Raw genomic sequence first — 22,383 nt, 5'->3', positions numbered from 1 at the left:
ATTCTGTAAATCGGGTGAAAATGTCTTTATCTAAACCTAAAGTTCTGATTATTATTGCCAATTTAGGGACACCAGATGCGCCTACAGCTCCAGCTGTTCGGGCTTTTTTAAAGCAGTTTTTATCAGATCAGCGCGTCATCGAAATTCCCAAAATTTTATGGGCAATTATTTTAAATGCATTTGTTCTGCCTTTTCGACCAACGCGTGTTGCTGAAGCTTATGCACAAGTCTGGTCAAATGATTCACCTATGCGTGAAATTCTATTTGAACAAGTTGAATCGCTACAAAAAAAATTAATAAGTACCAATGCTGATTTAGATTTAGAGATTGTGCCAGCAATGACCTATGGGCGACCAGGTATTGATGCTGTATTGAATGATGCGAAAAACAAGCAGTATGACCATATTATTCTTTTTCCGTTATTTCCACAGTATTCGGCAACATCAACCGCCCCTTTATATGATGCCGTTGCACAATGGTTGTTAAAGCAACGCAATATCCCGGGTTTAAGTTTTATTCGAGATTATTATCAACACCCACTTTATATTCAGGCGCTAGCCAACAGTGTGCGTGATTATCAGCAGCAATATGGACCAGCCACTAAACTGTTGATGTCTTTTCACGGGATCCCACAGCCTTATGCAGATAAAGGTGATCCTTATGCAGAGCGTTGTCGTATCACTGCACTTAAGGTGGCACAGCTGTTGAATTTAAGAGACGACCAATGGGCGATCAGTTTCCAATCCCGTTTTGGCAAACAAGAATGGGTAAAACCTTATACCGACCAGCTCTTACAAGAGTGGGCAGTGCAAGGTGTTGAATCTGTTCAAGTGTTAAGCCCTGCATTTTCGGCAGATTGTTTAGAAACCTTGGAAGAGCTGGCGATTCAAAATGCTGAATTATTTTTAAAAGCAGGGGGCAAACACTATGCTTACATTCCTGCATTAAATAGCCGTGCGGATCATATTGACTTATTTGAGCAACTTTTACAGACTCAATTGAATACACTCAAGTTTCATTTACAGGTATAGGGTTTTTTAGGAAAATTATCATGTTACAAGTCAAGATTGTACCCGTTACTGCATTCGCCCAAAATTGTTCTATTGTTTGGGATTCGGAAACCAAAGAAGCGGTATTGATTGATGCTGGTGGTGAGCCTGAGAAATTAAAACAAGAAGTTGAAGCATTAGGACTGACAGTCAAAGCATTGTGGTTAACACATGGTCATTTGGATCATGCTGGTGCGGTAGGTGCATTGGTCAAAGAATGGAATGTGCCTGTGATTGGTCCGCATAAAGAAGACCTGTTTTGGTTAGAAATGATTCAAGAAGTATCTGCCCGTTATGGATTTCCAATTCCTGAGCCTGTTCATGTCAATCAATGGTTAGAGGGTGGCGAAAAGTTAAGCTTAGGGGATGAAGAGTTTGAAGTGCGTTTTGCACCAGGACATACACCAGGCCACGTCATTTTTTACAATGCCAAATATGGTGTGCTTTGGACAGGAGATGTACTGTTTAAAGGTTCAATTGGCCGTACTGACTTTCCAAAAGGCAACCATCAACAGCTCTTAGATTCAATTCAGCGTGAATGTTTTACCCTGCCTGATGAAACTCAATTTATTTCAGGGCATGGTCCAATGAGTACCATTGGTTTTGAAAAGCAACACAATCCTTTTGTGGCAAGTAAAGCGGGTTAAGTATCCGCTGTCTGACTTCATTATAAAAAATAATTAATAATAAAATTGTGAAGTCGTAGATGATTTATTCATCATTGTTTTTCTAATTCAATATTTTATATATGATTAAATGCACGATAAGCCACTTAAATAGTCATGTAAATTATGCTTAGATAAATCGATTAAAGGACAGTATTTATATTTCTTATTTCACAATAAAGCTTTTAGACATTACTTAATCTATCATTGAAATAAGAGGGACTATTTGCATGATAATATTCAAGAATAGTTGTATTCATTGAAATTAAGTTACTTAATTATTTTAAATCATTTTTATTTTATCATTTCCAATTTGAGTAATAATATTATAGTTGCAAATAAAATCCCGATTGCTAGAAGAGAAAAATCAAGAATATATACTCCAATAAAAGTAAAAAATACACATAAAATTGCTAAGAGAGCGACAAAAAATTTTAAGCCTATTGACACCTTGACTACTCCACCTTTCATGATGAGTTGAAACTGATTAGACTTTATACAAGTGTGAAAACAAGCTGTATGATATCGCGATATATTCAAAAATAAATGCTTATTGTAAAGTGTAATTGTAAGTTTTTTTAAAATTTTCTAAACAAGAATAAAGTATAGGTAATTAAAGTAAGTGTAGCTTGCTGAAGCTTTTCAGAAAGCTTCAGAATCCTCTGCTTGAGGTGCATCTTCTGTAGGTAATGTATAGTCTCCATTGGCCCAAGCACCTAAATCAATGAGTTTGCAACGTTCAGAGCAAAATGGACGAGATTCATTACCCACCCAAGTAGACGGTTCGCCGCATCGAGGGCAAGGAAAAGTTTTAGACATATGGAAATCCTCATTTAAAAAAGCAAAAGTCGCAAAGAGTTGTTAAACTTGTGAACGATTTCTTGTTAGTTTGATCTGATTATGTCGATTCGTCAATTTCAAGCACAGCGTATGCATGCTCCTCGTGATTTTCAATGTATTGAAAATAACCCAATTTGTGTAGAAATTGGGGCAGGAAAGGGCAAACATGCTTTGCTCTTTTCTGAACAGCACCCTGAACTGAAATTGATTGCGATAGAAAGAACCCGTGAAAAATTTATTGCCATGCAAAAACAGCATCAGCTGGAAGGTCAAACAAATTTAACCCCTATTCATGCTGATGCATTGCCATGGGTGGTGCATGCACTTTATCCCAATCAGGTACAACAGTTTTTTATTCTCTATCCAAATCCAGAACCGCATAATCCTGCGCAGCGCTGGTTAAATATGCCTTTTTTTGAATTTTTGCTTTCCAGATTATCTCCAAATGGCAGCATCACTTTAGCCAGTAATATTCCTGAATATATTGCTGAAGCAGAACAGCAACTAAAAGATGTTTGGAAACTACCTTATGAAAAACAAACGATTGCATCAGATTCAGCACGTACGCATTTTGAAATTAAATATTTAGAACGTGGTGAATTGTGTCAGCAATTGATTATTGCTAAACCTGAACACTATCAAACTCGTTTTGATGAGGTCGGACCACGTCAGGGTCAAAGTGTTGACTACCAATCAGAGCCGTCTGATGCCAATTAAGAAAATTGCCATCATCGGGGCAGGGCCAGCAGGTTTAATGGCTGCAGATGTTTTAAGTCAGTCTACAACTGATTATGAAGTTCATGTTTTTGAACAGAAACCTTCTGCTGCACGTAAATTTTTGATGGCTGGAAAGACGGGGCTGAATATTTCCCATGCAGAAGCATTTGAACAATTTATTCAACGTTATGATCATGGGGAATGGTTAAGACCTTGGGTTGAAAAGTGGGATGCAACTTGGATTCAAAATTGGATGCATCGCTTAGGAGTTGAATCCTATGTGGGAAGTTCAGGACGAATTTTTCCTGTAGAAATGAAGGCCGCTCCTTTGTTACGTGCTTGGTTAAAGCAATTGGCAGTGCAGTACGTTCAATTTCATTATCGTCATCAAATAACCGATTTAAAGCAGCAACAACTCGAAATTCTTGATCTCAGGAACAATCAAACACAGCAGTTAGATTTTGATGCGATTATTCTGGCTTGTGGTGCTGTGTCATGGTCACGCTTAGGTAGTGATGGTGCATGGCAAAAGTGGTTGTCTGCTTCTGAAATTGAAGCGTTTCAAGCGAGCAATGCCGGTGTGGTTCGGGCATGGTCAAACTATATGCAGCCTTTATTTGGTCAGCCTCTTAAACGCGTAGACGCTTGGGTAGATAATTCTGCAAAGACACAAGGTGATATTGTGATTACCCATTATGGACTAGAAAGTGGCTTAATCTATAAGCAGGGGCGATTATTACGTCAGTTGGTACAGCACAATCAACCCCTGTCGATTTATTTAGACTTGTTACCTGATCAAACTGTTCAACAACTTACTCAGAAATTGCAGCCGTCCAAAAAGCAATCCAGTACCAATATCTGGCGCAAAGCAGGTTTAGATACAGTTAAAGCGAATCTGATTCGTGAATTGGTTGATAAATCGGTTTGGAACAACCCAGAAAAATTAGCACAACAGATTAAGCATTTAAAAATTGAGTTAGAAGGATTTCGCCCCATTGAAGAAGCAATCAGTTGTGCAGGGGGTATAAAGCAAGCCGTATTAACTCAGCATTTACAACTTAAATCCAATCCCTCTGTATTTTGCTGTGGTGAAATGCTGGACTGGGATGCTCCGACAGGAGGATATTTGTTAACTGCGTGTTTTGCGACAGGGCGTGCTGCGGGTGAGGGTGTACATCAATATCTCAATACATGAGATTAGGCAAAAAAAATGATGGTGTTTTGATTAAAAATGCGACTTTTATGCTAGTTTGATGCTATTGCCAATAGCCTTTGAAATAGGGAGATTTTCTCAATGTCTGCTGAAAAAATATATACAGGAAGTTGTTTGTGTGACGGTATTCACTATGAGATTCATGGTGAAATTGGAGCGGTGATTGAGTGTCATTGCCAACGTTGTCGTAAAGCCAATGGTACAGCATTTGCGACCAATGCACCAATTCAAAAAGCAGATTTTAAGATTACCAAAGGTGAGGAATTATTGAAAAAATTTGCATCGACAGCAACAACAACACGTTGTTTCTGCCAAGAATGTGGCTCACCAATCATCAGTATTAAAGCAGAAACACCAGATACCTATCGTTTAAGAATTGGAACTTTAGATACAGCTTTAGAACAGAAGCCAACAATGCATATTTTTACTGCTTATAAAGCAGAGTGGGATACCATTTGCGACGGTTTACCTCAATATGATGAGCGTCCATAACCGTGTAGAAAGGGATCGAATAGATCCCTGACTTAATTGTATTGTTGTTATTTTGCAGTTAAAGCATTGCCTTCAAATTTGATGCCATTCCAGCCATTTTGCATAAATTGGCGAATGTTCTGATGGTCTGTTGCATCAGGCGTTGCTAAAACAGCAGCATAATGCTCTGCAAATAGATTCAGTGTTTGTTGTTGATCTAAATCATTTAATTGTGCAAAAGAAAAAACTTTAGCACTGCCTTGGTTCTCTGTGGCAGCATTATGCTGTTGACCATTTTGAAATGCAGTCGGTGTGTGGGTATAACGAGCTTCAATATGACTGATGACATCTGCAAATTTTGCATCGCCTGCTTGAAGTTGTTTCAATAATTCTTGAGCCATGATGTGAAAATTCCGTGTTAAATCGTGCCAATATCATAGCCTATGGTTAAATAATTCAGTAATGCTATTTAATATTTTGAGATGGGCCATTCTTTAACCATATTTGCTAAAATAACAGCATCGAAATCCATAAAAATAGGTCGGTATGAATCGTCATAATATTAAAAATAAAGATTCAAACTTTATTTTGAGCCTGATCGGTCTTTTTGCTGAACGCCCATTATTATTAAAACTACGCCGTATCTTGATGGGTTTTATTCCTTTTCTACAGCTACAAAGTCAGGTCAAGAATCTTGTGTATTTGTCGTGGTTGGTGGATATAGATCAAGTTCGTTCACGCTATCCACAGCCTATTCAGTTATGGGAAAAGCAAGGGAAAACGATTTTTACCATACTGATATATCAGCATGAACATTTTGGTTTTTCTTTTTTAGGTCCATTACGTAAATTGATGCCATCACCGAAACAAAGCAATTGGCGCTTTTATATTGCCCCTATACAACAGGATAAAACGGTGATTTTCGAGCAAGTTGTGATTGACCAGCAGCTTTATGTTTTGAGTGGGCGTTTGGCAAGTGATGCGATGCCAGCACAATATGCAAAGAAATTTGTTCACCAAGTCTCTGAACAGCTGATTCAAACAGAGCTTGAACTTGATCCAGTTTATCAATTATCCAGCACGGTTCAAATCAATACAGATCCGCGCTTACCTGAGGCGTGGCAAAATTTATTCTCTTCATGGGATGAGGCCATTCAATATCTGGCTGAACAAGACCATGCATGGGTAGAATGGGTCGATCAACCTGAAAAACTATCACAAGGGGATATTGAAATGCCTTTTGATTTTAGTCAGGTTCTGCCTGCGCAAGTGCTTAATATTGCTTGCCCCTTGCTACAACAATGGGGTGTTCGTGAACAAGATGTATTTGCCTTTGTTGTGCCAACTTTGGACTTTTATGTCAGAAATGAGTTGCCACTTAAATTAGATCGTTAAGCTTCTCCATGTTAATCTGTGGATAACTATCCGCTTATACACAAGCTGCTTATAAACAAGCTGAGCTGTAAAAAATCGGATGGTGGGTAAATGCGTTTTTTAAAAAGTTTTAAGGATATCTAAACATGAATTGGCTATTGGTCGCATGCGGTGGGGCAATTGGTGCAAGTTTACGTTATGGTGCAGGGTTTATTATTTCTAAACCACATAGCCTATTCCCTTGGACAACATGGTCGATCAATATCTTGGGCTGTTTCTTGGCTGGGATTTTTTTTGCTTTTACCCAACGCTATCCTATTTTACAGAATGAAACTCGATTATTTTTAATGGTTGGAATCCTCGGAGGTTTTACAACTTTTTCCAGTTTTGGTCTGGAAACATTCCAGCTGATTCGGCAGGGACAGTTTCCAATTGCTTTGGCTTATACTGTTTCTAGTGTGATTGTTGGTGTGATCTGTTTAGCGATAGGCTTTTATATTTTTCAAATGCTTTTATCCACAAAATAATGTGCAATATTCAAAATGAAAAAGCCTAAGCTGAGGGAAGCTTAGGCTTAGACACAACATACAGTTCAATTAACGTTTAAAACGGGCAAAGCGTTTATTGAAGTTGGCAATACGACCTTCATTGCTTGCCTGACGAATTTCACCTGTATAGAAAGGATGTGAAGCACTGGATATATCGAGTGTGACATAAGGATATTGTGTGCCTTCATATTCTTTGGTGTTTGTTGTCTTGATCGTACTACCAATAACAAAGTATGCATTGGCATTGGTGTCATGAAATAACACTTGACGATATTCTGGGTGGATACCTTGGCGCATGGTTTTAACCTCTAATTATTTAAATATGGTGCAATGTTATAATATTACATTTGGTTTGTAAAGTACTTCATTTGATGGGTATTCGTGTTGTCTAGCGGATTTGAAAAAAGTGAGATAAAAAAAAGAAGCCTAAGCAGGAGGATCTGGCTTAGACTTCAAATATAAGTTTAATGTAAAGCTCTATTCTTAAAATTAGATGAAGCGCATAACGAAATTTTTAAAATAAATGTGTTGATCCTGTCACTTTTAAATAAATTGGATGCAGTCGATTTCAATAAAAAACTTAGTCTTGTAAAGGCACCAGCTCTTCAAAGAGGTCTTTTAAATTATCATTGACTTTAAGTTGAATCAGATTCCAGTATTGGCCTGAAATTGTCCGATTTACCATTAAAGTATCTGGTGATGGTTTGAATACATCCCAATATTTTAACGATTTTTTCACCAGTTTGATGCCATCATGATGTGCTGAATTTTCAGCAAAATCATAATGTGTGGTCAATGGTCGTAATAAAATTTCAAGCCATGCCTCATATAACTCTACTGGAAATTTACCTTTTTCAGCTAACGCATCTAAAACGGTTAAATGCTCTTCAATCGTCACAATATCTTGTTTTCGTGCAGCTCTGACCAAGGCTTTAAAATGAGTAATGATTTCATTGGATAAGGTTTTTACACCACCAAAATCGTAAATGATCACACTGCCGTCTTCACGGAAAGCAAAGTTGCCAGGATGAGGGTCGCAATGGAAACGTTTTAAGAAGAAAATCTGTTGACCCAATGCCAATATTAAGCGTCGACCAATTTCATTGCGCACAGATAAATCCCAAGTACTTGCAGTCTCAATACTTTCACCTTTTTCAAGGCTTAGGATTAAGATGCGACGACTCGAATAGTCTGTAAACACTTTGGGAATAATAATTTTTGTGTCCAAAGCTTGATGGAATGTTCTAAAAACTTGTAAGTTTTGTGCCTCAATTTCGTAATTGAGTTCTTCATGTAAGCTGTCTTGAATTTCTTTAAATAAGCGATCTTGTAATTTTTTATCTACTTTTAAAACACCCATTAAGCGTAATGCCAAACGAACCTGTTTTAAGTCACTTTCACATGCTTCATCTACCCCAGGATATTGTACTTTGACCACAACTTCAGTGCCATTTTTTAACATGGCTTTGTGAACTTGGCCAATAGACGCTGCTGCGAAGGGTTGTTCCTCAAAATGCAGAAATGTTTGATCAATCGGTTTGCCTAGCTCGCGTTCTACTTGTTGTTTAATTTCGGCATATGGCATTGCAGGCGCTTGACGTTGCAATTTAGCGATTGCTCGTGCGACTTCAGGTGGAAAGATATCTTTATATTGCGAGGCGATTTGACCAACTTTCATCACAGCACCTTTCATTTCTCCTAAGGTATCTGCAATTTGAACACCAATATCTTGGAACAGCTTACTGCGGGCTTCATTTTTTTGTTCTTCATCCGCATTAAAGTTACGAATTGAATTTGATACCGTTTTCGTCGCGATACTTGCAGTCATACTCGCAAGTTTCATAAAGCGGCGACCTGGGGTACTGGTACTTTTCGACATTCGTAACTATCCTTTAATTGGGATTAAACGTTTAATTCATTTTGATCATAGGCGACTATTGTTAAACTGCCTACTCTAATTTGTTAAGCGTTTGTTTCTACTTGGCTATTTTTAATCTTAAAATATCCAGCATGCTATCGGTCTCTTCTCAGTGGTTTTGGATTAAAATATTCTTCAATATTTTAATCGTTGTTGGATCATGAAAGTTTATCGTTATTTAACGGGTAAGGATGATGTGAATTTCTGTGCACGGGTCAGTAAAGCTTTAAATGACGGCTATGAGTTATATGGTTCTCCAACGATGACGTTTAATGGAACTGATGTCATTGTCGGGCAAGCCATTGTAAAAGAGGTTGGCAATGAATCTGAGATGTCTGAAAAGTTTCAGCAAGCCTATCAGCTTCAATCTGAGTAAAATAAAGTAAATGTCCAATCAAATTTATACTAAAAAGCATATTTTAATGTTATATTATTGAAATACATAGAATAAAAATTTCGTATTTTATGAAAAAAATTGCATTAAAAACCTGATTGAAATTTATTTTAATCCCAATTGTCTATGGTTTGGGAATGATCATACTGGCGACAATTTTTGTGATTGCTCAAGAGATTTTGATTGATAATCATACTGCGCAAGTAGGGAAAATCAGTTTTTATATCTTAAATGTTTCAATTGGATTTTGTTTGAAAATTTTAATTGGATTTCAAATCACCAAGCTTGCTCCTGAAAATAAGCTGATCAACACTGCCATCTATAGTTTTGTATGGGCTTTTATCTATGTACTGGCTTTTAATCTATTATTTGAACCTACAGGCCAAGCACAATATCAACTCATTGGCGTAATGTTTAGTTTTAGTTTAGGTTTTTTGATTTATTTTTCAGATCATAAAGATCAGTTTGACTTGACTTTCTTTTATAAAAAATAATGCTGTATTTAAACAGCATTATTTTTTAGCTAAACGCTTTAAATCAAATAAATCTAAATTAAGCCTGACTTAACCTTTTATTATTGGTATATAAGCGTGTCAGTAATAAAACACAGGCAATCGTGAGTCCGATAATCAGTCCTGTCCAGACCCCAGCTGCACCCATATCGGTATAACGTGCCAAATAAATCCCAACAGGGAAAGCGATGACCCAGTAGGCCAGCATGGTGATCCACATTGGGCCTTTGGTATCCTGCATTCCACGTAAGCAACCTGCAGCACTGACTTGCCATGCATCCATAAGTTGGTAACCAATCGCAAATAAAATTAAATATATTGCTGCTTGGGAAACATCATAGTCACTGGTATAAACAGACACAATCTGTGGACGAAGAATCAACAGGAGTAGCATGGTAATACAGGCGAATAAGGTACTGGTCATTAATCCAACTTTCTGCACTTTACGCATCGCATACCAATTCTTTTCACCATAATAAGTGCCCGTACGAATGGTCAGGGCTAAAGCCAATGACATCGGAATCATAAACAATTGCGATGTGATGGATAAGGCAATTTGATGTGCTGCAACGGTAACTTCACCAAGCGGACTGAGTACAATTGCACCTGTACTGAAAATACTGACCTCAAAGAAAATCGCCAAACCAATCGGCAATCCCAGTTTGAGAATGCGTTTAATCAGTACGCGGTCTATTTTCTCAAACATATTTAAGGGTTGTGTAGCTTGATAGCGTTTGGCTTTTAAAATATAGATGCTAATCGTGATGAACATGATCCACTGCAACAGGGCTGTTGCAAAACCACAGCCCGCACTTCCCAAGTGTGGAATCGGACCAAGCCCATACATAAAAATAAAATTGAGCGGAATTTGTACCACAAGTGCTACAAGGCTAATCACTGTAACTGGACGAGGATAGCCTAAAGCTTCTGAATAGCCGCGCAATGTTGAATACATGGTAAAAGCAGGCATACCAAAAGCAATTGCATGTAAAAACAAACTGGCTTTAGGCAATAAAGATTCAGGCACACCAACCAAAGGTAACAATAAAGGAATAATCTGTAAAATGAGCATACCAATAATACCCAGCAATAAGGCAACCCATAAAGACTGACGAACAATCGAAGGGATGTTTTCTGGAGTGCGTGCGCCATTGGCTTCTGCTACTAAAGGTGTAGTTGCGATCATGATGCCACTAAACAGCAGCATGACAGGAATCCATAAACCTACACCAACAGCAATTGCAGCGAGATCTTCGGGAGACATATGCCCAGCCATAATGGTATCAATCAATCCAAAGCCTGCCGCAGCAAACTGAGTGATTAATATTGGGAGCATTAAGTTAAAAAGTTGCTTTAATTCAAAGCGGGTAGTTGTGGCTTTTATCGATGCAGACACAGTAAATACTCGTTTTAAATGTGCTTAGAAAATAGATTGGTTAGCGTTGTAGAGTGAGAAGCACACCTATAAAAATCACCACGCCACCTAAAAGACGTTGCCAGTTGACTGGCGTTTTATCTGTACCCAGTAGTCCAAATTGGTCAACGATCATCGACATTGCAATTTGTCCAAAAATAATTAAGCCTGACAGGGTTAAAAAACCCAATTTCGGTGCAGTATAAATGCTCATACTGATTGCATAAACACCTAAACATCCACCCAGCCAAAGATACCAAGGTATCACCGCTAAACTGGAAAGGGTTGGTCTTTGTTCAGCTTGTACAATCACCAAAATAGCGAGCAATAGTGTACCAACTAAAAAGGATAAAAGGGCAGCTTGTAATGGGGAATGAAGATATTCACGTAGTTGAGTGTTAAGAGCTGTTTGAAAGGTCATGGCAATGCCAATACCCATGGTGAGTGGTAAAAGGAACAATAATTGACTCGATATTTTCAGCATTCTTCTTCATCTACTTTTATTGTTAATGTTTAGTCTAAAGCAAATTGATCACTTGTTCTAATCGGATGGTAGAAGTCATGTTAAAATAATCACTCTCTAAACTTGTTCTGAGCTTTCTTTGACTGATTTAACACCTCAAAATATACCTTTGTCGCTTTATATCCATATGCCGTGGTGTGTCCGTAAGTGTCCGTATTGTGACTTTAACTCACATGCTGTACCTGATGGGAAGCTGTCTTTAGATTTAGAGCAAGAATATTTGCTAGCATTGGTTGAAGACTTTAAAACCCAAGTGGATTTTGCTCAGGGACGTAAAATTCATAGTGTGTTTATTGGTGGTGGAACCCCGTCATTGATTTCTGCACAAGGTTATCAGTGGCTTTTTTCCCAGTTAAAAGATTTAATACCGTTTGAGCAGGATTGTGAAATTACTTTGGAAGCCAATCCTGGGACAGTTGAACATGATCCTTTTGCAGACTATTTAGATGTTGGGATTAATCGTTTATCGCTTGGGGTGCAAAGTTTTAATCCTGATCATCTAACAAAGCTGGGGCGTATCCATTCCAATGATGATGCTGTTTCCGCCATTCAACATGCCAAACAAGCGGGTTTTCAACGTGTCAACGTAGATTTGATGCATGGTTTACCAGAACAGACTTTAGAACAAGCCTTGTATGACTTAAAACTTGCAGTCGAAAACGGGGCAACCCATATTTCATGGTATCAATTGACCATTGAACCGAATACCGTTTTTTTCCGCACTCAACCTATTTTGCCTGTAGATGATGTTCTGGAAACCATTCAAGAACAGGGAGAACAATATTTACAGGCCAATGGCTTTATCAATTATGAAGTGTCTGCATGGCGTAAAGAAAAACCGTCATCACATAATTTAAATTATTGGCAATTTGGCGATTATTTAGCGATTGGGGCAGGGGCACATGGCAAAATTACCCAAGCTGATGGTGTATACCGTTTTCAAAAAACCCGTTTGCCTAAAGACTACTTAGCCAAAGTGCCTGCTGAACATTTGCAATTTAAACGTATTGAAAAACAAGACATGCCTTTTGAATTTATGATGAATGCTTTACGTTTAAATGAGGGTGTTCATGCCCACATTTATCCTGAACGTACAGGGTTGAATTTGTCTGATTTAGATCAGGTAATTGGTTCATTAAAACAGCGTAAATTGATGTTGAATGATGACGCACAGTTGGCATGTACAGCGCAAGGTCATGTATTTTTAAATTCTGTGCTGGAAGAGTTTCTATAAATCTACAGCATAAAAATTTAGCTTTTGTTATGATCTGACTTAAAACAATAATCTATTAAAAGTTAAGGTCATCACAATGAATAAGTTCCTAATCAGCATGTTATTTGCTGTGGCAAGCCTATCACTGGCATATGCAAAAAACGATGTTCCTCAATTTAGCGACTATCCTGTGAAGGCTGTGTATACAGGCAAGACCGCGAAACTTGATCTTTCAGATCCAAGTGCCAATATGTTCCGCACTCGACTAAGAGAAGCATTAACACAAAAACCAGATTTTGCCGGTGAATATGTCACCACCATGTGGGGCTGTGGCGGGGGATGTAGAGTCTATTCTTTTGTCAATAAACGTACGGGTCAGCTTTTAGCGGATGGCTTTGGTGGGGAGGAACGGACTGAAGATGTGGTTGCAACACGTCCAAACAGCCGTCTCTTGGTCACACAAGAAGAGCATATGAATCAAAACTATGAAGTGGATCAAGTGACTACACGTTTTTATGTGCTCGAAAAAAATCGATTTAAGTTGATTAAAACCATTACTCAACCCGCTTCTAAAACTCAATAGTAGGGGATGACAGAATTATCTGTTGGCTTTTAAACAGGTCAATTTTTAAAAGCATTAAAGCGAGCGCTTAAGGGCATTTTTAAGTTCAGGCTTTCAAGGATGGGCTTCTGCTACAAGTAAATGAATATCACTGTAGTGCAGCTTGCACTGTTATATTTAAAAAAACAAAGAGCGCCGTAGCGCTCTTTGTTTTTTCAGAAATCTTAAATTTTAGTAATCAAAACTAAAATGTTCTGCATCAAGTGCCATCATGGTACGAGATGGATTTACCATAGACTCAGCATGACCTTGTGAACGTGGTAATAATTGTTCAAAGTAGAAATCTGCAAGTTTGATTTTTGCTTTATAGAACTCAGGAACTTCGGCACCATTACCAGACGCTAGTTTTTCAGAAGCGACTGCTGCTTGTTGAGCCCAGTAGTAAGCCATCATTGCATAACCAGAGAACATCAAGAAATCCACAGAAGCAGATGATACGATTTCGCGGTCTTTACGTGCTGCAAGCATAATACGTACAGTCAAAGCGTTCCATTGCGCACAGATCTTGGTTAAATCCCAAGCAAAACGACGCATATATTTGTTACGTGCATGTTGACCACAGAATTTCAAGATTTCAGCGGTATATTCACGAACCACTTTACCTTTAGATGAAAGCAGCACTTTACGACCAATTAAATCAAGTGCTTGGATACCTGTCGTACCTTCGTACAAAGTCGCGATACGTGCATCACGTGCAATTTGTTCCATGCCATGCTCTTTGATATAGCCATGACCACCAAACACTTGCATACCCAAATTCGCAGATTCAAGCCCCATTTCTGTTAAGAAACCTTTGAGAATTGGGGTATAGAAACCAAGCTTATCATCATATTCTTCAAATTTTGCTTGATCACCTTGTAACATTGCATCAGTCATTTTATCTGCAAGTTGAGCGGCATGATAAATCATTGCACGACCGCCTTCTGCAAATGCTTTTTGAGTCAAAAGCATACGACGTACATCTGCATGGTGAATGATTGCATCAGCCACTTTGTCTGGATCTTTTTTACCAGATAGAGCACGCATAGACATACGGTCTTTTGCGTATGGTAAAGCACCTTGGAATGATAATTCCGCGTGAGCAAGGCCTTGTACAGCAGTACCAATACGCGCCGTGTTCATGAAGGTGAACATTGCATGTAAGCCTTTATTCACTTCACCAATCAGATAGCCTGTTGCGCCATCAAAGTTTAATACTGCTGTAGCAGATGCACGAATTCCCATTTTGTGTTCAATAGAACCACAAGTCACAGGATTACGTTCACCCACTGTACCTTCAGCTGTAGGGATGAATTTAGGCACAATAAACAATGAAATACCTTTAGTCCCAGCGGGTGCATCTGGAAGACGCGCAAGAACGATATGGATAATATTTTCAGTTAAATCATGTTCACCCGCAGAGATGAAGATTTTTGTCCCTGTAATCGCGTAAGTACCATCAGCATTAGGTTCAGCCTTAGTTTTTACTTGACCTAAGTCTGTACCACATTGTGGTTCAGTCAGACACATTGTTCCTGACCATGTACCCGCAGTCAGGTGTGGCATATAGGTATTTTTTTGTTCGTCTGTACCAAATTGCAGGATGGTATTCATACATCCCATGCTCAAACCTGGGTACATGGTGAATGACCAGTTTGCAGTCCCCATCATTTCAGATTTGATTAGGTTTAATGACATCGGTAAACCTTGGCCACCAAACTCTTCAGGATAAGACAGGCCTTGCCAGCCGCCTTGAATAAATTGGTTATAAGCTTCTTTAAAACCTTTTGGTGTCGAGACTTCACCATCTTTAAAATGACAACCTTCTTCGTCACCAGATTGATTCAGCGGAGAAAGTACATTTTCACAAAAATCTGCAGCACCTTCTAAAATCATATCGACAGTATCAGCATCGGCATTTTCGCCAATTGATAGTGTTTTATAATGTGCAGAATAGTCAAAAACTTCATTCATTAAAAAACGTATGTCACGGAGCGGCGCTTTATATGCTGGCATGTGTTTAATCCTAATTTAAAAATAGTTTTGGATTTTCAATCTATAGCTTCATTATTCATAATCATATGGGAATTACATTGATAAGACTCTCTAAAAAAATTGTCAGAAATGCGAATTTGGTAGAAAAAGCACATGTGAATTTGTTGATTTTTTGATAGTCTTGTACACTTTGTTTTTTATTGTTTCATTGTTATTTTTATTGTCATTATAATATTCAAGTGGGTAGATCTATCATGCATTTAAAAAAATTAACATTGTGTTTATTGGGTTTGAGTTTATCAGCATGTTCTACACATGTGATTAAAAGCAATGCTTTAAATGCAGATCAAGACGCTCCGCAACGTGCAATTCAAGGGTTTAATGCCTTATATGAATATCCAAATTTTGATTACCGTGGACAAGTTAAGGTTCGACTTGATAGCGTTCAGAAAGCCAACACAGCTGATACAAAACAATTAGATCCTACAATTGAAAAAAAGGTCAATCAATACCTGAAAGATCAAAAAATCAAGTTAACCGATGCGCAAAAAAAAGATCTTTATCAAGCAATTGCTAAACAGGACTCAAAGTATTTTAGTCGTTTTGCTGGTATGGGCGCAGATGTTGTACAAAATATCGTGAATGATTTGCAGATTCGTTATGATGGAACGGTAAATTATCGTCAGAAAATGGCATCGTTTAACTTAGAGACACTGTATAAAAAACCCAACCTCTCTGTGGAAATGCGTATTCCTACAGTTTTGGATTTAAATAATTATAAATTCTATACGCATATCTATTCTTTGATGCCTTATTTGGCTAATTCACAAGATCAGAATAAATATGCCTATTATGATTTTTCTAAATATAAAGATGATATTGCCAAGGTAAATGGAAAAGCCTTGGTTGAGTTGCTTAAACAATCAGGCGCAACCTCTTATTTAATTGCTTCCCCGAATCAAATTGAAAATCTTGCGGTGAGTTCAGCTGAGAAGCAAACAGGTGTGGTTGAAAAAATCCGCTTGAATACCACCATTGAAGAAATGTTTTTGCAAGGTCAATTGTATTCTACAGTAAATCGTCAATATTTCATGAATTCAGTGCTTGGATTGAGCGCTACTAATATTGCAAAACTATTAGATACTACAGGAGAAAGCCAATCTAGCGATGATGCTAACGAAGCGGCACAAGCTGCAATGAAAGCAGTAGAAGAAGCCTCAGCGGGGATCAATACTGATGATGCGGGAGTGGCTGATGCCGCTAGCGCCATGTATCAACTTTATAGTGCAGTCAATCGTCAATCTCATGACGCGTCTGAAGAAGAGGTGGATGCAGTTTATGCAGATGCACAAGACGCGGCTAAAAAAGCAGTTGAAGATGACGAAGACTATGCCACTAGCCAAGCTTCTGATGCTGCTGAGCAGGAAGATGACAATGTTGAAGCTGAGTCTGAAGACGTATCAGCAGCGCGTCAGAAAATTTTAACTGAACAACAGTGTGAAGATTTAACAAAAGCAAAAGCTCATCCACGTTTTGGTGATGTGGAATATTGCCAGTATCATTATGAAATTGATGTTTTAAGTACTGAACAAAAGGATGATGCATCTTCAGCCAGCAAAACTTTACAGCAGCAAAGTAATGCAGCGCTTGTCAAAACCTTTACAGGCTATGCGAAAGACCAGTTGGTTGATGCTCAACAATTTAAACAATTGTGGAATCAACATCATACTGAAGTTGAAGCCAGTTTGCCGGCTAAAAACAAACGTAATCCTTTAATCGTTGATCTGTCTTTAGATAACAAAGGCCGGGCGGTAAAAGTAGATTATGATTTGGGTGTGGATTTTGATAAATTAAATCGTAAGCTGAATGTTAAGATGGATATGCAATTCCTTAATTATGGAAATGCCAGCAAGATCGACCAGAGTGTTTTACAGCAAGCCAAACCATTTAAAGACATCTTTAAAGGCAGCATTATGGAGCAAGCTGTAGGTGGTATTGCGGGTGTTTCAGGTGATACAGGCAGCCGTTCAGAACAAAAATACTTAACTTTAGATGAGCGTTTAGCACAGTTGGCTGAACAGGTGTTTGCACAAACGGGTTCCTATGAAAAAACCTATAAAGCGGTATTTATTGCCAAACTGACTGCAGAAAAACCTGAGCTAATCAAACAATACTCTGCTCAAGATTTACAGGAAATTGCGGCAGTCTACGCTTATTCTTATTCTGATGAAGGGATTTACAATCCAAAAGGCCAGACTTTAAAGCAGATCCAAGCTTTACAGAAAAAACATCATTTGGAAGATGACCACCAATATGATGATGGACTTGGAAATGCTGTTGATGAGATCGTGGCTAAAGTCTGGAAAGATAAGCAAAGTGTTTTAGAAATTCAGAATTTAGTTAAGAAATACAAAACCACTGAAGCTGTTTTTGCGCAATATTATATGCAGAAGTTTGAAGCAGAAAATGAGATTGAAAAAGGGCAACGTGCTGACTTTATCAAAACAGCGAAGATTTTAGCCAAGTCTTATACTGCATTTAAACGTAATAAATTTAGCGATCAGGTAGTGGCTGGCTTGGATCAAGACGCGACTGAATTTATTGATTATGATTTATTTAAGCAAACCTATCAGATCTTGAGTGATGCCAAGTTAAAGTAATTGATCTTGGTTTGGTTAAAAAGAACCTCAATTGAGGTTCTTTTTTATTGATTTTTTAAAACAAAGATACATCCATGATTAAAGAAAATCTTTTAAATTTGGACGAACCCCATTCCAAATATAAAATGCTTCGATGGCTTGTCCAACCAACATACCGAAGCCTTCTGAGCTTGGAATCTGGCGCGCTTTGGCTTGATCGATAAAACTTGAAGGTTTGCCATATGCCATTTCATAAGCATGGTGAAAGGTTAAGGTTTCAGGAAGAATCAGTGCATCACCCGTTAAGCTTGCCGAAGTCGCATTGATAACAAGATCAAATTGCCCATCTAATTCATCTAGGCTACAAGCGGAAAGTTCTGCTTCAGGAACAGCGCTTTGTAAATCTGCCACCAATTGTTCCGCACGTGAACGGGTACGGTTGGCAATCACAATCATTTTAGCCCCCGCTTTTACCAGAGGGTAAACCACACCGCGAGTTGCACCGCCTGCACCAATAATCAAAATATCTGTGTTTTCTAAAGTCCAGTCCAATGCTTTAATCGCATCGACTAAACCTTGTCCATCTGTATTGTCACCATGCAAAATGCCGTTTTCCATCCAAAGCGTATTGACTGCCTTAGCGATTTTTGCACGTTCTGTCAGTTGTTGGCATAAGGCAAAAGCTTGTTCTTTAAATGGCACAGTAACATTCATACCTATGCCATTGTGTGCAAAAAATTCATTGACACTTGCAGTAAAGCCATCGAGTGGGGCAAGACGTTTTACATAGTTGAGATCAATACCAGTCTTTTCTGCAAAGGCATGGTGTAGTTCAGGTGAACGAGAGTGTTCAATCGGATTTCCAATGACTGCGAATAGTTTACTCATGCCAAATGTCCAAGTATTGATTGTGTTGATTTTTAGAGAATCTCGACAATATACGTGAAAATGGATGATACAACCAAACTATATGCAGTTTAGCTTAAGCTAAAATTTGAATAAATTGATGATTTAGAGCGCTTTTTTAATCGCGCTAAAGCTGGTTTTTAAGAGGAAGGTTTTTTGGGAAATGTTGTGCTTTAAAAAAGATGCTTATGGATTGCAAACTGACTCTAAGAAGTCAAGAAAAATCATAGCAAAAACAACAAGAAATCCAGCAGATAATACAACACTAGAGGTAATCGAGATGCTGTCAGAGAGATGGTTGTTAGAGATAATAGTGGTTGAAATAGAGCATGCTAATAAAAATAAAATACTGAATGAAAGTGTAACCTTGTGATTTTCTAATAAATTCCTCATACCTACCTCTGGTTTCTACCGCTATAATAATCTTTAATGCTAAGACTTTTTTCAAAAAAATTAAGGAAATTTTAAGGTTGGTATCTTAGCCAAGTTCGAACATATATTAAATTAAAAAAGTGTCCTAATCGTGAATTATTCTCATTTTAATTGTGAGTAAATCTTTCAAGACTTATTTTCTCAGAAGTATTCAACGGTTTAAGTTAAAAAGCTATCTTAAATGAAAGATAGCTTTTTAACGATGAAGCTTAAATTGCTGATGATTACTTTAATATGGACAACCAGTCTTTAGGCTTTAAATAATGATCAGTGAGGCGTTTTTCTGGACTATTTTCATCCCATTCTGGGCGATAAGACCATGCAGCAAGTGGTGGCATGCTGACCAGAATAGATTCAATTCGCCCACCAGTTTGTAAGCCAAATAAAGTTCCACGATCATAAACCAAATTATATTCAACGTAGCGACCACGACGATACAGTTGGAAGTCTCGTTGGGCTTGTGTAAATGGTTTATCCTGATTTCTTTGGAAAATAGGCAAAATAGCATTTAAATAACCATGAGCGACCGCTTGTATATATTCAAAGCATTTTTCAAAATCCCATTGGTTTAAATCATCAAAAAACAATCCACCAATACCCCGTTGTTCATCACGATGTTTTAAATAGAAATAATCATCGCACCATTGCTTATGTTCCATATAAATTTCTTTACCAAACGGTGCACATAGATCAAATGCTGTTTGGTGCCAAGATAAAACATCTTCATCATTCGGGTAAAAAGGCGTGAGGTCAAAACCACCACCAAACCACCAAATTGGTGCCTGTCCTTCAGGTTCTGCAACAAATAGCCGTACATTGGCGTGAGATGTTGGAACATTGGGGTTTGTTGGATGAATGACCAAGGAAACACCCAAGGCTTGTGCTTTGGCTCCAGCAATTGCTGGATGGCGTTCTGTTGCTGAAGCTGGTAGTTTGGAAATGTTGATGTGAGAAAACATCACCCCGCCTTTTTCGATCACAGTACCATTTTGTAAAACACATGAACGGCCACCGCCCCCTTCAGGGCGTTGCCAGTCATCAATTTCAAATGTTGCAGTGCCATGGCCTAATTTTTCTTGTTGCTCTAGGGCAGAGCAGATTCGAGCTTGTAAATCTGTCAGGAAATCACGAACACGTTGAATATCTGCAGAAGTCGGGTTTTGCATGATCATCCTCAAAGGAGAATTGAAAAATTTTCTACATCAAAACATAAAAATTCAAAAAAAACAAAATGAAGTCATCATGAAGACATTTTTTGAACGTGCCGTGAATTAATTGAACGTGAGTGAAAATCTTTGGTTATCGTTGGCATAAGCTTCGCAATCCCGAGCAATTCGCTAGGTTGAAATCTATCCTTAAGCTCAGCACAATGTATTGAGGATAAATTCAATTTTGGGTTTATTTCATTTTGAATGTTAATTGCGTATCGAGCAGTGAATATGAGTTGTTCCTTGATTCAAAAATACAATGTTGCTGGACCCCGTTATACTAGTTATCCAACGGTTCCATATTGGGATGAGGCTTCATTTTCGCTGCAACAATGGAAACAAACGCTAAAGCGCTCTTTTGATGAGTCTAATCTCGCTGAAGGCATCAGTCTTTATATTCATTTACCGTTCTGTGAAAGTCTATGTACTTTTTGCGGATGCCATAAAAAAGTCACTAAACGGCATGATGTTGAACTACCCTATATTCAAGCAGTTTTAAAAGAATGGGATTTATATTGTCAGTTGCTAGAAGACAGACCCATCATTAAAGAAATCCATTTGGGGGGTGGGACACCAACATTTTTTTCAGTTGAGCATTTACAACAATTAATTCAGGGTATTTTAGCCAAAGCCAATATTGCGGATCGTTATGAATTTAGTTTTGAAGGGCATCCCAATAATACCACACGAGAACAGTTACAGGCCTTATATGAGCTTGGTTTTCGCCGTGTCAGCTATGGTGTGCAAGACTATAATGAGAATGTTCAGAAAGCCATTCATCGTGTCCAGCCCTTTGAAAATGTAGAAAGAGTCACGCAATGGGCACGTGACATTGGCTATACATCCATTTCACATGATCTGGTTTTTGGTTTGCCATTTCAAAAATTAGCAGATGTATTGCATACCATTGATTTGACTAATACTTTAATGCCAGATCGCTTGGCTTTTTATAGTTATGCCCATGTGCCTTGGATTAAGGGCAATGGACAGCGTGGGTTTAAAGATCATGATGTGCCCAAAGATGGAATGAAACGAACGCTATATGAAGAAGGGAAAAAGCAACTTTTAGCCCATGGTTATCATGAGATTGGGATGGATCATTTTGCTTTAGATCGGGATGAGATGTATCAAGCATTTCATGCAGGTACTTTGCATCGTAATTTTATGGGCTATACCTCATCAAAAACACAAGTCATGATCGGATTGGGTCTATCTTCAATTGGTGATAGTTGGTATAGCTTTGCACAGAATGAAAAAAATTTAGAAGCTTATTACAGTTGTCTTGAAAATGATGAAATTCCTGTGGTGAAAGGGCATGTGTTAAGTGTAGAAGATTTAAAGATTCGTCAACATATTTTGAATTTGATGTGTACCTTTCAAACCTCTTGGTCAGATCACATGATGGATTTTGCCGAACGTGGTGATGTGATTCAACAGCTTGTTGAAATGCAGCACGATGGTTTATTGAATATTGAAGTGGATCGGATTGTGATCACGGAGCAAGGGAAACCTTTTGTCCGTAATATCTGTATGGCGTTTGATTTGCATTTAAAACGTAGAAAACCTGAAACGCAAATTTTCTCGATGACGATATGATTCTATTTTACAAAATATTGTATTTAAACATTTAGATGAAGAAGTGTAGATGATTCCTTTCTTTTCAGGGATGAAAGAAACAAAAATCCTTAGTTGGGCAAAGGGGACTCCTGTCATCCTTGCCCAACGGTGACATCCCTGTCGCCATCCGAGAG

22 protein-coding genes are annotated in these 22,383 nt (G+C 38.2%); 13 read left to right on the top strand and 9 right to left on the bottom strand.

Annotated elements, in window-relative coordinates; genetic code table 11:
- The first annotated feature begins 20 nt into the window (after positions 1–20).
- Both hemH and AC4CUY_RS18895 read left to right on the top strand, forming a co-directional pair.
- Positions 21–1,031, top strand: a complete 1,011-nt coding sequence (hemH, locus tag AC4CUY_RS18900) for a ferrochelatase (protein WP_336953460.1) — start codon at positions 21–23, stop codon at positions 1,029–1,031.
- A 20-nt stretch (positions 1,032–1,051) separates the two neighbouring features.
- Positions 1,052–1,696 (top strand): MBL fold metallo-hydrolase, encoded by a 645-nt coding sequence (locus tag AC4CUY_RS18895; protein WP_096735244.1) that lies wholly within the window; start codon positions 1,052–1,054, stop codon positions 1,694–1,696.
- A gap of 660 nt (positions 1,697–2,356) precedes the next feature.
- Here AC4CUY_RS18895 and AC4CUY_RS18890 read toward each other — a convergent pair.
- Positions 2,357–2,533, bottom strand: coding sequence for a DNA gyrase inhibitor YacG (locus tag AC4CUY_RS18890; RefSeq protein ID WP_490774570.1), 177 nt, complete (start codon positions 2,531–2,533; stop codon positions 2,357–2,359).
- A gap of 75 nt (positions 2,534–2,608) precedes the next feature.
- Here AC4CUY_RS18890 and AC4CUY_RS18885 point away from each other — a divergent pair, with 75 nt between their 5' ends.
- From AC4CUY_RS18885 to AC4CUY_RS18875, 3 genes are all read left to right on the top strand, one after another.
- The gene (locus tag AC4CUY_RS18885) at positions 2,609–3,271 is read left to right on the top strand and encodes a class I SAM-dependent methyltransferase (RefSeq protein WP_419327732.1); all 663 of its coding nucleotides are present in this window, start codon (positions 2,609–2,611) and stop codon (positions 3,269–3,271) included.
- Positions 3,261–4,466, top strand: a complete 1,206-nt coding sequence (locus AC4CUY_RS18880; RefSeq protein WP_490774569.1) for a TIGR03862 family flavoprotein — start codon at positions 3,261–3,263, stop codon at positions 4,464–4,466. The genes AC4CUY_RS18885 and AC4CUY_RS18880 overlap by 11 nt, the downstream gene beginning before the upstream one ends.
- Positions 4,467–4,565: 99 nt before the next feature.
- On the top strand, positions 4,566–4,976 hold the full coding sequence (locus tag AC4CUY_RS18875) for a GFA family protein (RefSeq protein ID WP_004816796.1): 411 nt from the start codon (positions 4,566–4,568) through the stop codon (positions 4,974–4,976).
- Between the two features lie 47 nt (positions 4,977–5,023).
- On the opposite strand, the gene AC4CUY_RS18870 is transcribed toward AC4CUY_RS18875, so the two are convergent.
- Positions 5,024–5,356, bottom strand: coding sequence for a HopJ type III effector protein (locus tag AC4CUY_RS18870; protein WP_336953464.1), 333 nt, complete (start codon positions 5,354–5,356; stop codon positions 5,024–5,026).
- A 145-nt stretch (positions 5,357–5,501) separates the two neighbouring features.
- On the opposite strand from AC4CUY_RS18870, the gene AC4CUY_RS18865 reads away from it, so the two are divergent.
- Both AC4CUY_RS18865 and crcB read left to right on the top strand, forming a co-directional pair.
- Complete coding sequence (locus AC4CUY_RS18865; RefSeq protein WP_419327721.1) at positions 5,502–6,350, top strand: hypothetical protein; 849 nt, start codon at positions 5,502–5,504, stop codon at positions 6,348–6,350.
- A 125-nt stretch (positions 6,351–6,475) separates the two neighbouring features.
- Positions 6,476–6,856: a fluoride efflux transporter CrcB gene (gene crcB / locus AC4CUY_RS18860; RefSeq protein ID WP_034616430.1), complete on the top strand. Its 381-nt coding sequence runs from the start codon at positions 6,476–6,478 to the stop codon at positions 6,854–6,856.
- 69 nt (positions 6,857–6,925) lie between these two features.
- On the opposite strand, the gene AC4CUY_RS18855 is transcribed toward crcB, so the two are convergent.
- Both AC4CUY_RS18855 and AC4CUY_RS18850 read right to left on the bottom strand, forming a co-directional pair.
- On the bottom strand, positions 6,926–7,174 hold the full coding sequence (locus tag AC4CUY_RS18855) for a type B 50S ribosomal protein L31 (RefSeq protein WP_004816804.1): 249 nt from the start codon (positions 7,172–7,174) through the stop codon (positions 6,926–6,928).
- 283 nt (positions 7,175–7,457) lie between these two features.
- Entirely contained in the window at positions 7,458–8,756 is a 1,299-nt protein-coding gene (locus AC4CUY_RS18850) for an ABC1 kinase family protein (protein WP_490774568.1), read from the bottom strand.
- 199 nt (positions 8,757–8,955) lie between these two features.
- On the opposite strand from AC4CUY_RS18850, the gene AC4CUY_RS18845 reads away from it, so the two are divergent.
- Positions 8,956–9,171, top strand: a complete 216-nt coding sequence (locus AC4CUY_RS18845; protein ID WP_034616427.1) for a DUF1737 domain-containing protein — start codon at positions 8,956–8,958, stop codon at positions 9,169–9,171.
- 155 nt (positions 9,172–9,326) lie between these two features.
- Positions 9,327–9,683: a hypothetical protein gene (locus AC4CUY_RS18840; RefSeq protein WP_419358753.1), complete on the top strand. Its 357-nt coding sequence runs from the start codon at positions 9,327–9,329 to the stop codon at positions 9,681–9,683.
- 58 nt (positions 9,684–9,741) lie between these two features.
- On the opposite strand, the gene AC4CUY_RS18835 is transcribed toward AC4CUY_RS18840, so the two are convergent.
- Positions 9,742–11,097: an MATE family efflux transporter gene (locus AC4CUY_RS18835; RefSeq protein WP_419327720.1), complete on the bottom strand. Its 1,356-nt coding sequence runs from the start codon at positions 11,095–11,097 to the stop codon at positions 9,742–9,744.
- Positions 11,098–11,137: 40 nt separating this feature from the next.
- Entirely contained in the window at positions 11,138–11,599 is a 462-nt protein-coding gene (locus AC4CUY_RS18830) for a DMT family transporter (RefSeq protein ID WP_336953468.1), read from the bottom strand.
- Positions 11,600–11,717: 118 nt separating this feature from the next.
- Between AC4CUY_RS18830 and hemW the strand changes: the two genes are divergently transcribed.
- Both hemW and AC4CUY_RS18820 read left to right on the top strand, forming a co-directional pair.
- Positions 11,718–12,872 (top strand): radical SAM family heme chaperone HemW, encoded by a 1,155-nt coding sequence (hemW, locus tag AC4CUY_RS18825; protein ID WP_490774567.1) that lies wholly within the window; start codon positions 11,718–11,720, stop codon positions 12,870–12,872.
- Between the two features lie 76 nt (positions 12,873–12,948).
- Positions 12,949–13,434, top strand: coding sequence for a hypothetical protein (locus AC4CUY_RS18820; protein ID WP_419327718.1), 486 nt, complete (start codon positions 12,949–12,951; stop codon positions 13,432–13,434).
- Positions 13,435–13,644: 210 nt separating this feature from the next.
- Here the strand turns inward: AC4CUY_RS18820 and AC4CUY_RS18815 are convergent, their stop codons facing one another.
- On the bottom strand, positions 13,645–15,468 hold the full coding sequence (locus tag AC4CUY_RS18815; protein ID WP_336953471.1) for an acyl-CoA dehydrogenase C-terminal domain-containing protein: 1,824 nt from the start codon (positions 15,466–15,468) through the stop codon (positions 13,645–13,647).
- Between the two features lie 233 nt (positions 15,469–15,701).
- On the opposite strand from AC4CUY_RS18815, the gene AC4CUY_RS18810 reads away from it, so the two are divergent.
- Positions 15,702–18,107 (top strand): hypothetical protein, encoded by a 2,406-nt coding sequence (locus AC4CUY_RS18810; RefSeq protein ID WP_490774566.1) that lies wholly within the window; start codon positions 15,702–15,704, stop codon positions 18,105–18,107.
- Positions 18,108–18,185: 78 nt separating this feature from the next.
- On the opposite strand, the gene aroE is transcribed toward AC4CUY_RS18810, so the two are convergent.
- Complete coding sequence (gene aroE, locus AC4CUY_RS18805; protein ID WP_336953473.1) at positions 18,186–18,974, bottom strand: shikimate dehydrogenase; 789 nt, start codon at positions 18,972–18,974, stop codon at positions 18,186–18,188.
- A gap of 674 nt (positions 18,975–19,648) precedes the next feature.
- Positions 19,649–20,590, bottom strand: coding sequence for an oxygen-dependent coproporphyrinogen oxidase (hemF, locus tag AC4CUY_RS18800; RefSeq protein ID WP_336953474.1), 942 nt, complete (start codon positions 20,588–20,590; stop codon positions 19,649–19,651).
- A gap of 273 nt (positions 20,591–20,863) precedes the next feature.
- On the opposite strand from hemF, the gene hemN reads away from it, so the two are divergent.
- Positions 20,864–22,228, top strand: a complete 1,365-nt coding sequence (gene hemN / locus AC4CUY_RS18795) for an oxygen-independent coproporphyrinogen III oxidase (RefSeq protein ID WP_419327716.1) — start codon at positions 20,864–20,866, stop codon at positions 22,226–22,228.
- Positions 22,229–22,383 lie beyond the last annotated feature (155 nt).

This window comes from Acinetobacter sp. 778_lipA (genome assembly GCF_058242985.1).
This window is presented reverse-complemented; position numbering and strand designations above follow the sequence as displayed.